15 protein-coding genes, 2 pseudogenes and 1 riboswitch are annotated in these 14,618 nt (G+C 36.2%); of the genes and pseudogenes, 2 read left to right on the top strand and 15 right to left on the bottom strand.

Annotated features, from left to right (window positions below; all coding sequences use genetic code 11):
• Positions 1-159: 159 nt before the first annotated feature.
• A riboswitch (SAM riboswitch) is annotated at positions 160-282 on the top strand.
• Between the two features lie 102 nt (positions 283-384).
• Positions 385-675: a DUF2325 domain-containing protein gene (locus tag CLLU_RS07875; RefSeq protein WP_106009194.1), complete on the top strand. Its 291-nt coding sequence runs from the start codon at positions 385-387 to the stop codon at positions 673-675.
• A 30-nt stretch (positions 676-705) separates the two neighbouring features.
• Here the strand turns inward: CLLU_RS07875 and CLLU_RS07870 are convergent, their stop codons facing one another.
• From CLLU_RS07870 to CLLU_RS07800, 15 genes and pseudogenes are all read right to left on the bottom strand, one after another.
• Positions 706-1,248 carry a succinylglutamate desuccinylase/aspartoacylase family protein gene (locus tag CLLU_RS07870; protein WP_242977517.1) on the bottom strand — a complete coding sequence of 181 codons (543 nt, stop codon included), beginning with the start codon at positions 1,246-1,248 and terminating at the stop codon, positions 706-708.
• Between the two features lie 32 nt (positions 1,249-1,280).
• Complete coding sequence (locus CLLU_RS07865; RefSeq protein ID WP_338078774.1) at positions 1,281-2,249, bottom strand: ABC transporter ATP-binding protein; 969 nt, start codon at positions 2,247-2,249, stop codon at positions 1,281-1,283.
• Complete coding sequence (locus CLLU_RS07860) at positions 2,209-3,036, bottom strand: ABC transporter ATP-binding protein (protein WP_106009191.1); 828 nt, start codon at positions 3,034-3,036, stop codon at positions 2,209-2,211. The genes CLLU_RS07865 and CLLU_RS07860 overlap by 41 nt, the downstream gene beginning before the upstream one ends.
• A complete protein-coding gene (locus CLLU_RS07855; protein WP_106009190.1) occupies positions 3,033-4,583 on the bottom strand; it encodes an ABC transporter substrate-binding protein in 1,551 nt (516 codons plus the stop codon). The genes CLLU_RS07860 and CLLU_RS07855 overlap by 4 nt, the downstream gene beginning before the upstream one ends.
• A 22-nt stretch (positions 4,584-4,605) precedes the next feature.
• A complete protein-coding gene (nikC, locus tag CLLU_RS07850) occupies positions 4,606-5,430 on the bottom strand; it encodes a nickel transporter permease (protein ID WP_106009189.1) in 825 nt (274 codons plus the stop codon).
• A gap of 1 nt (position 5,431) precedes the next feature.
• A complete protein-coding gene (gene nikB / locus CLLU_RS07845) occupies positions 5,432-6,370 on the bottom strand; it encodes a nickel ABC transporter permease (RefSeq protein WP_106009188.1) in 939 nt (312 codons plus the stop codon).
• Between the two features lie 49 nt (positions 6,371-6,419).
• On the bottom strand, positions 6,420-7,166 hold the full coding sequence (locus CLLU_RS07840; RefSeq protein WP_106009187.1) for a class I SAM-dependent methyltransferase: 747 nt from the start codon (positions 7,164-7,166) through the stop codon (positions 6,420-6,422).
• A complete protein-coding gene (locus CLLU_RS07835; protein WP_106009186.1) occupies positions 7,132-7,770 on the bottom strand; it encodes a class I SAM-dependent DNA methyltransferase in 639 nt (212 codons plus the stop codon). The genes CLLU_RS07840 and CLLU_RS07835 overlap by 35 nt, the downstream gene beginning before the upstream one ends.
• Positions 7,760-8,299, bottom strand: a complete 540-nt coding sequence (locus tag CLLU_RS07830; RefSeq protein ID WP_106009185.1) for an ECF transporter S component — start codon at positions 8,297-8,299, stop codon at positions 7,760-7,762. Before CLLU_RS07830 ends, CLLU_RS07835 begins: the two co-directional genes overlap by 11 nt.
• Positions 8,300-8,351: 52 nt before the next feature.
• On the bottom strand, positions 8,352-9,101 hold the full coding sequence (locus tag CLLU_RS07825; RefSeq protein WP_106009184.1) for a class I SAM-dependent methyltransferase: 750 nt from the start codon (positions 9,099-9,101) through the stop codon (positions 8,352-8,354).
• Positions 9,102-9,538: 437 nt separating this feature from the next.
• Positions 9,539-9,800, bottom strand: a pseudogene (locus CLLU_RS07820) (MFS transporter); the annotation flags it as partial.
• Positions 9,801-9,912: 112 nt separating this feature from the next.
• Positions 9,913-11,343 (bottom strand): DHA2 family efflux MFS transporter permease subunit, encoded by a 1,431-nt coding sequence (locus tag CLLU_RS07815; RefSeq protein WP_106009183.1) that lies wholly within the window; start codon positions 11,341-11,343, stop codon positions 9,913-9,915.
• Between the two features lie 151 nt (positions 11,344-11,494).
• The gene (locus CLLU_RS07810; protein WP_106009182.1) at positions 11,495-11,914 is read right to left on the bottom strand and encodes a 2-thiouracil desulfurase family protein; all 420 of its coding nucleotides are present in this window, start codon (positions 11,912-11,914) and stop codon (positions 11,495-11,497) included.
• A gap of 260 nt (positions 11,915-12,174) precedes the next feature.
• Complete coding sequence (locus tag CLLU_RS07805; RefSeq protein WP_207655959.1) at positions 12,175-13,590, bottom strand: MDR family MFS transporter; 1,416 nt, start codon at positions 13,588-13,590, stop codon at positions 12,175-12,177.
• 76 nt (positions 13,591-13,666) lie between these two features.
• Positions 13,667-14,239: a TetR/AcrR family transcriptional regulator gene (locus CLLU_RS07800; protein WP_106009181.1), complete on the bottom strand. Its 573-nt coding sequence runs from the start codon at positions 14,237-14,239 to the stop codon at positions 13,667-13,669.
• A 290-nt stretch (positions 14,240-14,529) separates the two neighbouring features.
• Between CLLU_RS07800 and CLLU_RS19595 the strand changes: the two are divergent.
• Positions 14,530-14,618 (top strand): annotated as a pseudogene (locus tag CLLU_RS19595) (amino acid permease); the annotation flags it as partial.

Genomic DNA, 14,618 nt, shown 5'->3' with positions numbered 1-14,618 from the left:
ATATAAATAATCTCTACATATATATTGCACTATGACGCGGCGTCAGAGTCAACACTTTTTGAAAAAATTCAATTCTAAAAGATTCTGACTTATTTCAATATTCATTTGCATTATCGATCATATTGTAGTATGATAAAATTTATATAACTTAATAAAGTTCTCTTATCAAGAGCGGTGGAGGGACTGGCCCTTTGAAGCCCGACAACCGGACATCTTATATGTACCGGTGTCAATTCCTGCAAAGTGAATTAAATTGTTTTAAGTTACTTTGAAAGATAAGAAAAATACTAATTCTATTCTATAACCTGTTATCAAAAGTTATTTTTCTTATAAAAGGAAAATAGCTTTTTTATATTACAAAAATAAAAATTGGAGGTATGTCTGATGGGGATTTTAGTGGTAGGCGGAGACAGAATTGAAAAAATAAAAAACAAATTGAGAGAAAACGGGTTTAATAAAATAGTACATGTTACGGGGAGAAAAAAAGGAGACAGAAAAATAAAAATTCCATCAAATACGGATATAGTCGTGGTTCTCACAGACTACATAGGACATAATATGGCTGAAATAGTAAAACAACAGTCAAAACGAAACAATATCACAGTAATGTTCTGCAAACATTCCTGGTCCAGCATAAACAAAAACATAAATACTTACATAAAAAAAATATCGTAGCAGTAACTATCATGAAAATATTTGTCTTTTTCACCATTTATCTATCTGACCATAGTCTGCATTCCCTCCGTAAGCCACCATGGAGCCGCCTTTGATAATAGACAAACTGACAACCTGATAGAGCAGAATTCCATCTGCTTCGGCAGTGCATGTTTCCAGTACATTTCCAAAGTAATCCTTAATCCTGCCCAATATTTCTCCTTTTTTCAAGGCATCTCCTGCTTTTTTTATCGGATACCAGCATCCCGTGTGTGATGCACTCTTGTAAATTACATTTTCTATATCTACAGGATTATAGATTCTCTCAGATATCTTTCCCTCCAGGACTTTAAGATAACGCAGCACATTTCTAACATCTTCTTTTCCCAATTCCACTTCTTCTTTTGACCAGACACCCGTACATCCTCTCTCAATCAAAATACTGGGAATACCACAGGAGCCTGCATAATTATAGGAATCTCCGCTGCCATGTGGAGAATGTACCAAACAGGGAACATCCATCACTTCTGCCATGGCCTTTGATTTTTCAACAACTTCCGCTGCAGCTGCTCCCACATAATATACATAGGGCATTAACTCTTCATAATATGTACGCAGCCTATACATTATTTATCAAATAAGTGACAAGCCACTAAATGACTTTTTCCTATTACTTTTAATTCAGGCTTTTCTTTCAAACATACATCACTGCATCTTTTACACCTGAAGCTGAAACTGCATCCCGGAGGTAGACAAACGGGGCTTGGCGGCTCACCTTTAATTATTTCTATTCTGCTGTTATCAGCTTTTTTAACAGACAGCACGGAGGACAGCAGGGCTTTTGTATAAGGATGGCATGAACTTGAAGTGAGTTTGCAGCTGTGAATGATTTCAACAATTTCTCCAAGATACATAACCACAATCCTGTGACTTATATTTTTCACCACCGCCAGATCATGACAGATAAAAATATAGGACAATTTTTCTTTCCTCTGCAGATTCACAAGGAGAGAAAGAACCTGATTTTGTACGGAAACATCCAGAGCTGAAGTGACTTCATCACATATTATAATTTCAGGTTTTAAGGATACCGCCCTTGCTATTGCCACTCTCTGCCGCTGTCCTCCGCTCAGCTGATGGGGATATCTATCTGCAAAATTTTCACTCATGCCCACTGCTTCAAGAAGCTCTGCCGCTTTTTTACGGGCACTGTGCTTATCTATGAGTTTAAAATTCAAAAGAGGCTCAGCTATAGTTTCCCAGACCTTCATCCGGGGATTGAAGGTTTCAGAGATATCTTGAAATATCATCTGAATTTTCCTCCTGTTCTGCCTCAATTTTTCTCCTCTTAAATTGGTAATATCCTGATTTCTGAAAATAATTTTTCCGGAAGTAGGTTCTTCAAGATGAACTATCATATCTGCCAGGGTGCTTTTACCGCAGCCGCTTTCTCCAACCAGACCCAGGCACTCCCCTTCATACAGCTTCAGGCTCACATCATTCACTGCAGTCAGTCTTCTTTTATCCTCCATTTGAAATTGTTTTGTAAGATTTTCAATCTCCAGTATAGGCTGCTTCTTTTCCTCCAAAATCACATCCCTCCAATTCAGGTACCGCCGATAATAATTCCATAGTATACTTGTTTCTTGGATTATTTATAACCTGATCCTTAGTTCCCCACTCCACCAGCCTTCCTTCCTGCATTACTCCTATTTTATCACACATATAGGCTGCCACTCCCAGGTTATGGGTAACCAGCACTATGCTTGTATTAAAATTCTTTCTGAGTTCAGCCATCTGTCTTACAACCTGGGCCTGAACAGTTACATCCAAAGCGCTGGTAGGTTCATCTGCCAGGAGAAGTTCAGGTTTCATAACCATGGCCATGGCTATGGCAACCCTCTGTTTCATACCGCCGCTCAGCTGAAAGGGATATGAATTCATTACAGCAGCTGCATCTGCCATATCCATTTTTTTTATCATGAAAACAGCTTTATCAAAAGCCTCCTTTTTTGAAATATGAAAATGACTCCTTATAGTTTCTACAAATTGATTCCCTACTTTTTTTACAGGAGTCAAAAATCCCCCTGAATCCTGAAATATCACTGCCATCCTGTTTCCCCGTATTTCTCTCCATTTTCTTTCAGAATAATTGAGAATATCTTCATTTTTAAAAATTATATTTCCCGAGGAAACAGCTGCTCCTGCAGGCAAAAGTCCAAGTACAGCCCTTATAATCGTGGATTTTCCACTGCCGCTTTCACCTACAATCCCAACTATTTCTTTATTTTTAACTGTCATGCTTACATTTTCAACTGCAGGTGCCTGTTCTCCGTATTTTATAGATATATTTTTTATATCCAGTATATTTTTAGCTATCATTTTATATACACACTGCTGTTAAGCAGGTAATAATCAACAGGATATACAGTCAGCCCGCTCACGTTACTCTTGCTTACCAGATTAAGCATTGGCGTAACTAAAAATATATCGGAATTATCCTCCAGCAATTTTTTCTGTACATCTATGGCAATAGAATTTCTTTTTTGAGTATCTTTTTCATTTTTTAGCTTGTCAATAAGAGAATCAACTTCAGGATCACTGTATTTACCATAATTTTCACTTCCTCCGGTCTTGAAATACAATTCCAGAAAAGACTGAGGATCTCCCGATGTTGCAGTATTCACACTATACAAACAGATATCGAAGCTGCCGCTTTTAAGCACATTGGTCACTGATTCATAGGACTGCAGTTTAACAGCTATGCCGATTTCCTTAAGCTCGGACTGCATTGCCTGTGCAATTACCGGAAGCTCGGAACGGCTTGTGTAAAATGCCAGGTTCAATTGCAGCTTTTTCCCGTTTTTTTCTCTTATGCCGTCTCCGTCAGTATCCGTATATCCAGCCTCGTTTAAAAGTTTGACTGCCCCTTCCTTGTCATATTTATATGACGTAAGATTGTTTTCTCCAAAGGGCAGGGATTTAGGGAAAGGTCCAACTGCAGCTTCAGCAGTGCCTTTTAAAACATCCTTGGCATAGGATTCTCTATTCACTCCCAGAGCTATGGCTTTGCGGACTGCAGGATCCTTCAAAAATTCATTGTTCAGATTTTCATAGGACATTATTATTCTCAGACTGGTAATCTTATCTGTATTGTATTTGGACTTGTCGGCAAATAAGGATATGTTGTCGCTTGAAATACTCTGTGCCGCATCAATTTCTCCTGACTGAAGCGCCATTGCCCGGGTATTGGCATCTTTGATGTATTTGAAAGCTGCCCCGTCTATCTTGGCTTCATCTCCCCAATAGTTTTTGTTCTTTTCCACCACCACCTTTGACTCCGGAACATAGGATTTAACTTTAAAAGGTCCTGTACACACGGGGGCTTTGGTAAATGTATCCTTTGCAGCACTGGTATTTACTATTATGGCAACCGGATCTGCAATGTTTCCCAAAAATGCTTCATAGGAGGTTTTTGTTTTTATACTAACATATTGTTCATCTTCTGTTATAGAGTCTATAGGTAATATTGACTCTGCTCTTGGATTTAACTTCAGGGACCTTTCCAGAGAAGCCTTTACAGTTTTACCGTTGACAGGCGTACCATCTTGAAACTTAGCTCCATCTTTAATATGAAACTTCCAGGTTAAATCATTCACTCTTTTCCATGAATCAGCAAGCAGTGGTTCTATTTTCATATTTTTATCAAGCTTCACCAGTGTCTCTCCTACACCATACATGGAAACAAACCATCCGTTGAATCCTTCTGCCGGATCCAGACTGCTGGGAAACTGATTTACTCCAAATACAATATTTTTTGATTGTCCATTGTCATTTTTTTCAGCAGTACTCTCACTTTTACACCCTATAAAACCTGCACATAAAAAAATCACTGAAAGTATAACTGCTAGATATTTTTTTATTTTCATTTTCACCAAGTCCTCCTCAATGTTATTTTTTAGGATCCAGTATGTCTCTCATACTATCTCCCAGTAAATTAAATATCATGACGGTTATAAATATGGCAATACCCGGATATATCATAAGCTCTGGTGAGGTCTGCATATAATTTCTGCCTTCACTGAGCATATAACCCCACTCTGGAGTAGGCGGCTGCGGACCCAGTCCCAAAAATGACAGGGACGATATTTCAAGCATCATAGTACCTATATCCATGGTGGCCATTACCACAAGAGATGGTATTATATTGGGCGCTACATATTTCAAGATCAGTTGATATTCTCTGGCCCCCCCCATTTTTGCCAATTTAACATACTCCTTTTCCTTTACAGCCATGACCAGGCTCCGGCTCACCCTGGCATATTTTACCCAATTTACTGCAATCAAAGCTATAACTGTATTAATAGAACTAGGTCCAAGCACTCCTGCAATGGCAATGGCAAAAATAATTCCAGGAAAAGCGAGAAAAACATCGGAAAATCTCATTATAATATTATCGGCCAGTCCTCCAAAATACCCCGCTGCTGTTCCCACCGCCGTGCCAACTATAAATACGGATACAACAAGGCTGAAAGTCATCTTCAAAGAATTCTGACCTCCATAGAGCAGTCTCGAAAAAATACACCTGCCAAGATTATCAGTACCCAGTGGAAACCTGCCGCCGCTTTCCCGAAGGGAATTTGCCATATTCGTTTTAAAGGGATCATTAGGTGCCAGGAAAGGTGCTGTGACAGCTGCCGCAATCAAAGTCAATGCCAGTATACAGAGAAATACAAACAATTTATTATCCTTTAAAAATGTTTCAAATCTCTTCATATCAAGCCCCCTTTTCCAATCGGATACGAGGATCTAAAATGTAGTATGAAATATCTACAGCAAGATTGACAAATACATAGATCAATGTCATCCACACCACATATCCCTGTATCAGAGGATAATCTCTGGTAAATATACCCTCCACGGCAAGTTTCCCCACTCCTGGCCAGGAAAAAATAGTTTCAACTATAGCTGTTCCTCCAAGAAGTGATCCAAGAGACAAGCCCAGCAAAGTTATAATTGATAAGAGAGAGCACTTGAGTACATGTTTCAGCAATATGCACCATTTACCAATTCCTCTCGACCTGGCGCCAACTACATAATTCTGGGATATTTCCTCGAGTATGGAGGCTCTCAGCTGCCTTGTATATTTTGATGCCATTGCAACAGTCAAAGTTGCCGAAGGCAGTATAATACTTGTCCATCCTGAGTCACCCATGACCGGTAAAATTTTTAACTTCAATGAAAATATATACATTAACAATAAACCAACCCAGAATCCAGGCATGGATATGCCAAAAAATGATACAGTTCTTATTACATAATCAGCCAGCTTGTTTTTATAAAGTGCAGATAAAATGCCAAGCGGAAGTGCTATGAGCAGCATCAGAAAGATGGACACGACCGCAAGTTTAAAAGTAGCCGGAAGTGTTTCAAATATCAAATCCAGCACCGGTTTATTGTACTTGTAGGAAATGCCAAAATCTCCTCTAATCACACCGGACAGCCAGCTAAAATACTGAAGCAGAAAAGGTCTGTCAAGTCCCAATTCACCCCTCACTTTCTCTACAAGTTCCGGAGAAGGAGTTACCCCTGTAGCATTCAGCATAAGCACTGCAGGGTCACCCGGTGAAAAATACGTAAGAGCAAATGTTAAAAATGTAATTCCAAATAGAACTGGAAACAAATACAACAATCTTTTAAATATGTATTTACGCATCCACCTCACCGCCTCTTTCCCTCAATGTCTCGAATACAGCGGCTGCATTTTACAATTTCCATGCACATATGCTGAACATAGGCGTAGTTCTATAGGCCATTTTTTCCTCTTCAGTATATATCTTCTCTGAAATATCATTTTCCAGATCAACCTTTGAAAACCCGCACTTTATCAATACCTCTTCATCCCATGCAGGACGCAGCTTATAAGTCAGCGGAAGATCCCTCGCAATATTTTCACATACTTTAATCTGCTTTTCATGGATTTTGCAGTCATAGCCCAGTTTAAAAGCTGTATCCATATCCCTGGCATATTGATCCTGCAGCTTGGAACAGGATAATCTAAGATACCAGTTTGCATCAAATACAATAAGCTTTCCTCCAGTCCTTAGAAGCTTAAACCAATTTTCATAGGTTCTAACCGGATTTTTCAATGTCCAGGTGACATTTCTGCTGATAATCAAATCAAAGCTCTCTTCAGGCAAGTCAAGGTTTTCCACATCCCCTTTTATAAAATCTATATTTACTCCCGCCACTTCTGCATTTCTTTCAGCTTCCTGAAGCATGGCCTCCGATCCGTCCACTGCAGTTACCTGATATCCCATCTGAGCCATGATAATTCCAAAAAAACCCGGTCCAGTTCCCACATCCAGTGCTTTTATATTCTCTTTCAAAGCAACCTTGTTTTTAATAATTTCACTCCAGCTATTCCTTTTGAAACTATTCATCTCTTCACTTATCATTTCACTGTATGTATCCGCCCTATTGTCCCAGTAATCTTGAATAATCGTCTCCATCAAATTCCCCCCTATCTAAAACCTTTTTTCCCACATATATATAAAACTCATTGTCATCCTGAGTATAAAGTGGATAAAAGCCTCTTCTTTCTGCAAACTCAGCCAATTTATCTATATCCACCAGTAAATTGGAGTTTATTCTATCCTCTATTTCACCATGACGGGAATTTATTTTATCCTTACCTTCTATATGTGCTATTACAAGTTTCCCCTGTGAATTCAGCATATCATAAGATTTCTCAAAAAATTTTTTCTTGTCCTTTAAGTGGGGATAACAGGAATAAGCTACTATGCAATCATAATTTTCTTTGCTTTCATGCTTAAAAAAATCAACTACCTGAAAATCTAAATTTGGGTACTTATTCTTTCTCTGGGAAACCTTTATCATATTCTCTGCAACATCAATTGCAGTTATGCTGCCGCTTTTCCCTATTTTCTGCTCCAGATAAGGTATAAGAACTCCGGTCCCGCTTCCCACATCCAAAATTCTTTCCCCTTCAGCAAGGTCTATACTTTCAATTACATGATTCACTTTTTCTTTTGGATGACAGCACATATCATCCCACTTTTCAGCTATTGCATTAAAAAATTCCCTATCTTCCATTTTTAATCCCAGCCTTTAAAACATTTTTTTCAAGTACGCCCACTACAATTGGTATAAATACAAGCTGTATTATTATTCCCGGAATCCCTGTAATAAACAGACCTGAAACCACAGTTATAAAATCAAAGGGTCTGGCCATAATAATATGAAGTATTAAAAAAGTTCCAATTATGCTTACTATTCTGCCCCCCAGCATACCTAAAATTAGGGACATATACATTCTAAGCTTTAGCTTGTTATAAAAAACAGATATCAAAAGCCCGTATGCAGCCAGTTCCAATACCATTACATATAAATAGGGCACAGGCGGCATTCCTGTAAACAGGAAACTGAGCACTGGAGCCGCTGCACCTGCCATGACTGAATATTTGGGTTCAAGCAAAAAACCTGCAATTAAAATTGGAATATGCATGGGCAGAAAAATGCTTCCTGCATTGTTTATACCGTGAAAAAAATACGGCAGTATAAGTGCAATTGCTACAAGCACAGCAGCTCTTGCCAACTGCATCACATCTCTGTTCTTTGTCATTTCAATCCCCCCATCAATGTATTTTTTCCAATTACTTAGAACTCTGAATTTATCATTTCCCAATGGACAGCATAAACATCGGTGTTGACCTGTATTTTAATTTTTCATGCTCATCCCATACTTTTTCTGTGACATCAATTTCACAATAAATTTTGGTAAACCCGATTTTAATCAGAGTATCAAAGTCCCATTGAGGACGCAATCTCTTATTCATGGGCATAGCTTTTCTGAACCTATCTCCATTGTCCGGGTGATTATCTATGCAGGCAGCCTCTCCATATTTAGCGATATAATCCTTTTTATCCTTTTCATGGTTTATTCTATATTCTTCATTATAAAAATATAAATTCCAATTGGCATCAAATATGAGTATTCTTCCATCTTTTCTAAGCAGGCGTTTCCATTCTCTATAAGCAGCTTCCGCACTTCTCAGAGTCCAGGTCACATTGCGGCTTACAATCAGATCAAAGCTTTCATATTCAAAATCCAAATCATGACTATCCATCACATAAAAATGTGGTTTAACTCCTGACTCCTCTGCATTTTTTTGAGCCTGTACAATCATTTCTTCTGTACAGTCAACAGCAGTAACATCATGTCCTGCCAAAGATAAAATAACAGCAAAAAAACCAGGTCCGGTTCCTATATCCAACACTTTCAGCTTTTTTTTATCCGGTGCATTTTTTAATATGAGCTCTGTCCATGCATCCTTTTTAAAACTGTGAAGTTCTCTCTGTACTATGCCGCTGTACCCTTCAGCAGCTTTGCTCCAATTATCTTCCACCATATACTGTAAGTTCATCATATATCCTCCTCCAATTTTTTAATATTAGTCAAACTGCATTTCTCTTGTTTGGATTATCTATAGGCACTGAATCAAGCAGCAGTTTAGTATAAGGATGTTTTATCCTATAGTTTTCATCTGTATTGTCTATTACTTCAACTATACCTCCCCTGAATTTTATGTATAGTTATTTTAAGCAGCAATATTCGTGCCAAAAACATCAATATATACAGAAATCTTGTCAATACAGCACTATATCCCTATTAAGATGAAAATATCGACAAATTACGTTGCTTAAATCAATTCAAAAAACAGAAAAATATCATTATGAGATTATTTTTATTTCATAATGATATCTCGGTTTCATTTTGATAAATTTTAAAATTATAAATTTTTACTTGCTGTTTCCTTATTCTCCTGGTTTTGAATTTTACCCACTTAATCGTTTATCCAGTCAGACCAATGAGCAAAATTGGCCTGCGGCCATATTTATCGCTTAGAGGACCACACCAATGTTGCAAGACTGTAAAATACGAAAAACAGAATCAGTGTCAGATTCATCTCAAACTCGGACACATGAAAAAAACTTGTCATAACCGGAAGGGCCGGCAGATAAAGATCGGTAGACAGCGGTACAAATGCACTTAAAAGTGCAAGAAATAAAATCAATCCTTTGTTACCAAGATATTTTTGCGTTCTTTCCGGAATATCTTCCATAGCATTTTCCCCCTTTAAATTGCTTAAAGCTTGATTATTATAATTATATCTGGCATCTGTTTGTTTGATTTTCCATGGAAACAACCGGGTACGGCAAATATTTTGCTCTTGTTCAGTAAACTTTATTTGCTTTGTTTGTATCTTTGATTTTAAAGGAAATAAGAAATCCAATTATAGAAAGCGCCAGAGCAAAATAAAATCCGTAATGGGAACCATTCACAAATGCTTCCGCTTTATTTCTGCCGCCGTCAGATAAATACAAAGTTTGTCCGATCCCAAGCAGACATGTTGCAATTGCGGTACTAATAGCACCGACTATCTGCTGCATTGTATTTATAATGGTACTTCCATCTCTTGACAGTTTCTGCGGAAGTGCATTCAATCCACTTGTCTGTGCCGGAGACATTACCAGCGGAATACCAACCATTAAAAAAATATGGCAGAAAATTATATAAGCAGCAGAACTTTTGGATGATGTAAACAGTAATAAAATCATACCCATAATCGAGGCAAAGAATCCAATTTTCACAAGGTATTTTGCTCCGAATTTATCATAAAGTGTACCAGAAAGATAAGAAACAAAGGCATTGATAAGCCCTCCTGGAAACAAAACCAAACCAGCCGTAGCCACCGGAATCGACAATCCGTTTTGAATATACTGGGGCAGCAAATACATAGCCGATAATGCAATACCAAAGTTCACCATCACCAGTATTGCTCCCGTTCTGAATCTTGGGACTGTCAGAGCTTTTAAATCAAGAACTGGAGTTTCCATCTGCATTTGCCTTTTTGCATAAAATACAATGGCAATAATACCAATTATCAGTGCCATAATAACTGGAACAGAAAATCCGAATTCACTGACCAGACTAACACCCAGCACTATACCCCCAAATCCAATAACGGAACTCAAGCAGGATATTCCATCAATTTTAGGTTTGGTTAATTTATAAGGATTCACCATATAGATTACTGCAAAAAACACAGCAACTGCCAATATAATAACAAAAGAAAAGAAAATCCAGCGCCAGGAAAGCATTCCTAAAAATATTCCGGAAAGGGTCGGTCCAATTGCTGGTGCAAACATAACGACCAAAGAGGCTACTCCCATGGCAGAGCCAATTTTATTTGGAGGAAAAACCTCCAAAATAACTGAAAACATCATTGGAAGAACCATTCCTGTACCAATTCCCTGAATCATACGTCCAGCTAGAAGAAGTTTAAAATTGGGTGCAAAACCACTGATAAGAGAGCCGACCATAAATGCTCCTAAAGCAAAAACTGTAAGTTTTCTTACGGAAAAACATTTCATCAGTAAACTAGTAAAAGGCAGAATAATTCCAATCACAAGCATATAACCTACAACCAACCACTGGGCAATCCCCGCACTGATATTAAAAGCGTCCATCAATTGTGGAAGTGCAATATTTAGTGATGTTTCACTGAACATACCAGTAAATGTACCTAAATATAATCCCAACATGACCAGATAAGGATGTTTTACATCTACTCTGGCCTTTGAAAATGTCTGTTGTTGCAGCATAATATCAAATTACCTCCTCATTCTCTTTGAAAATAAAAGTCTCTAGAAATAATACCCTTACATTATATAGTGTAGATTTTTTAAATTTTTAGACCAGCCTATATATTAAAATCAGATATTAATAAAGTATATGTTAGCTAGAACATCACATTCATTGAAACTCATCCGCATCCAAAACTTTAAATCCCCTGCTGATAAGAGCCTTTGCAAACAATCCTTGACCTTGAATAAGCGTACCAGAAAAACTGCCATCATATATTTGATGTACCCCACAAGTTGGGCTCCTTGACTGTAAAATAGCCAAATCTATCTGTTCGTTTTGTACTTTCCTAAGGGCAAGATCGACACCTCTACGATAGTCTTTATCAACATTCTTACCCATAATATCTATTACTTTTCCATTGGCTATTTCTGCACAATTTCGAGGAATGCCCAATTGAGCCAGCATTTCCGGGCAAATCATAATAATTTCCTTTCCAGTTAAAAATTCATCTACTTTTGGATTATAATTATTTCCACCGTTATATTTACAGTTTTTACCCATAAGGCATGCACTGACAAGTATCTTCAAAATAAGACCTCCCAATATTAAGGATCATTCGAATATTCTATCTGTTTTATCATAAATAATCTAACTTCAAATTCTAGTTATAAATATTTCAAACCTCCTTTTATTAATTTATTTCATATAAATTATATCATATAAATTAATTCGATAGCCAAAACCAATTTGTCACTCAACACTACATAAAATTGAAATATTGTTTACTGGCCAAAGCCATATAATAATTCTAACATGTGGTTCATTTTTATAAATAATTTTTCTTTTAATCAACGTAATTTATTTTTAATATCATATTTCAATGTTAATGATAATATAAATCCAATTACTAATATAATAGCTGCAAACCTAATAGAAGAAGTAAATCCATAGAATGCAGCACTTATTTTGCTGTGAGAAACTATCAAATACTTATTTTCATAAATTGACATAATCCCTAAAAATAATGAAGATCCCAAACAACCAGCTATTTGCATTAAAGTATTTATAATTGCAATTCCATCTGCTCTAAATTTATCCGGCAGCTGATTAAGTGCGGTTGTTTGTGTATTAGATGCAGCCATTGCTGACCCTATACATATAAAGCAGTACAAAATAACAATCGTTAAAATAGAATTTGATTTTGTAATATTGGATAATATAAAGGTTGAAATACACATTAATAAAACTCCGCCAGGAATTACTATTTTTTCCCCTATGTTATCATATACTTTACCTGCCATCGGCGATAAAAGTGCATTAAAAAGGGTTGCTGGTAATAAAACAATTCCGGTTACCAGGGATGATGTCTTAAATCCATTTTCTAAAACCATAGGTAATATTATATTCATGGAAAATTGCAGCATTTGAATAATCATTATTATTAACATACTTCTTGCAAATACAGGGTATTTAAATGATTTTACTTGCAGCATCGGCTGTTTAAGTAATGTCTGCCGCCTGCAAAAAAGTATCACCGATATTACCCCAGCTATAAATATTCCCAAAACCACCAGTATATTTACAGTGGACATTGAACTTATGGAATATATGATACATGCAATTCCTGCAGCAGATAACAAAATAGATAAATAATCTATTTTAGGTTTAGTTATCGTATTGACATTTTCCAGAAATATATATCCCAAAACCAGGCATATTACTAAAAAGGGAGTCAAAACCAAGAACAGTATATGCCAGGAAAAATATTGCAGCAATATGCCTGAAAAGGTAGGGCCAAATGCGGGACCCAATGATACTACACAAATACATGTACCCATCACTAATCCGCGTTTTTCTCGTGGATGGATTGCAAGTGCAGTGTTTATTAAAATTGGTATCATCATGCTTGTTCCAAATGCCTGTATAATTCTAGATATCAATAGTAATGGAAATGATGCAGAAAAAAATGCGCATATGGTTCCAATTAAAAATAAAGTAACAGCTCCCATAAATAATCTCTTTGTTGTAAAAGTGTTCATTAGAAATGCTGTAACCGGCATTAAAATAGCAATTACCAATACATAACCAGTAGTAAGCCATTGAACTGTTGTAGCTCCAACATTCATTTCTGCCATCAATTTGGGGAAGGCTATATTTAATATGGTTTCATTGAAAAGTGCTATAAAGCTTCCTAAAAGTAATGTAAACATTATAACTTTTTTATTGTATTTTCTCGACTGTAAATAATTTTCTTGTTGCAGCATATATATTAACTCCTTTTGGTATTTAGACCAGTCTATATATCAAAATTAAACATTAACAAGATTAATAAAATATATGTTAATCTTGACTCAACAAAATATCTATAATATTACTAATCGTTAAAAGTGGAACGGTGTCTTTTCTTGTAACAGATAAGGTAATAGCTCCTTCAATCATTATTTCAATGGTCATGCCTAATTCATCAGCTTTTTGTTTCGAAAATCCATTTTGAACCAGTTTACCGGCATATACATAGCTTAGTGATGTAAATGCACCTTTACAAGCTTTTCTCAAATTCTCATTTGAAGAATATGTTTCTAAGGCTATTAAACTTATTGAAATATCCTGAAGCTTGTTTTCTTCTTCTAAATCATTTATTATATTACCTATTAAATATTTTATAGCTTCAATGGGATCCGAATATTTATTCAGGGTAGTTTTTACTCTTTCTATTATAGATTTGCTTGCCAATTGAATTGCTTCTAACGCCAGTTGATCTTTACCGTCTGGAAAATAGTAATAAAGAGAACCCTTTGGCGATTTGCTTTCTTTTAAAATTTCATTCAATCCGGTAGCATTGAATCCATTGATTTGGAAAAGCTTAGTGGCAGTATTAAGTATTTTTTCTCTTGAATTATTTTTAGAATTCATAAGATATATCCTTCCACAAATAAAATTATAATAACTGGTCTATATGATAGATTACTATAAATTGATTTTTATGTCAATACAACTTTATAAAGCAAGAATAATTTTCAAAATATTATGATATTTTGTTCAATTAATTTAATGAATTAATATTCAAATAAAAAAATATAAAATTATGCTAAATAATAAAAATTTATGCTAATATATGATAATATATTGTTTGGAGAATAACAAACAAGTCTCTGCAGAAAAAACTAATTTATTAATAGACATCTTGAAGGGAGATATTTTAAGTGGAAGAAAAAGAATTAACACGTGGCTTGAAAGCACGTCATATCGAATTAATTGCTTTAGGCGGTACAATTGGTGTCGGCCTGTTTAT

Origin of the sequence: Clostridium luticellarii (genome assembly GCF_002995845.1) — a bacterium.
GTDB classification, from domain to species: Bacteria; Bacillota; Clostridia; order Clostridiales; family Clostridiaceae; genus Clostridium_B; species Clostridium_B luticellarii.
The sequence above is the reverse complement of the archived record's forward strand: the minus strand, read 5'-3'. Positions and strand labels throughout refer to the sequence as shown.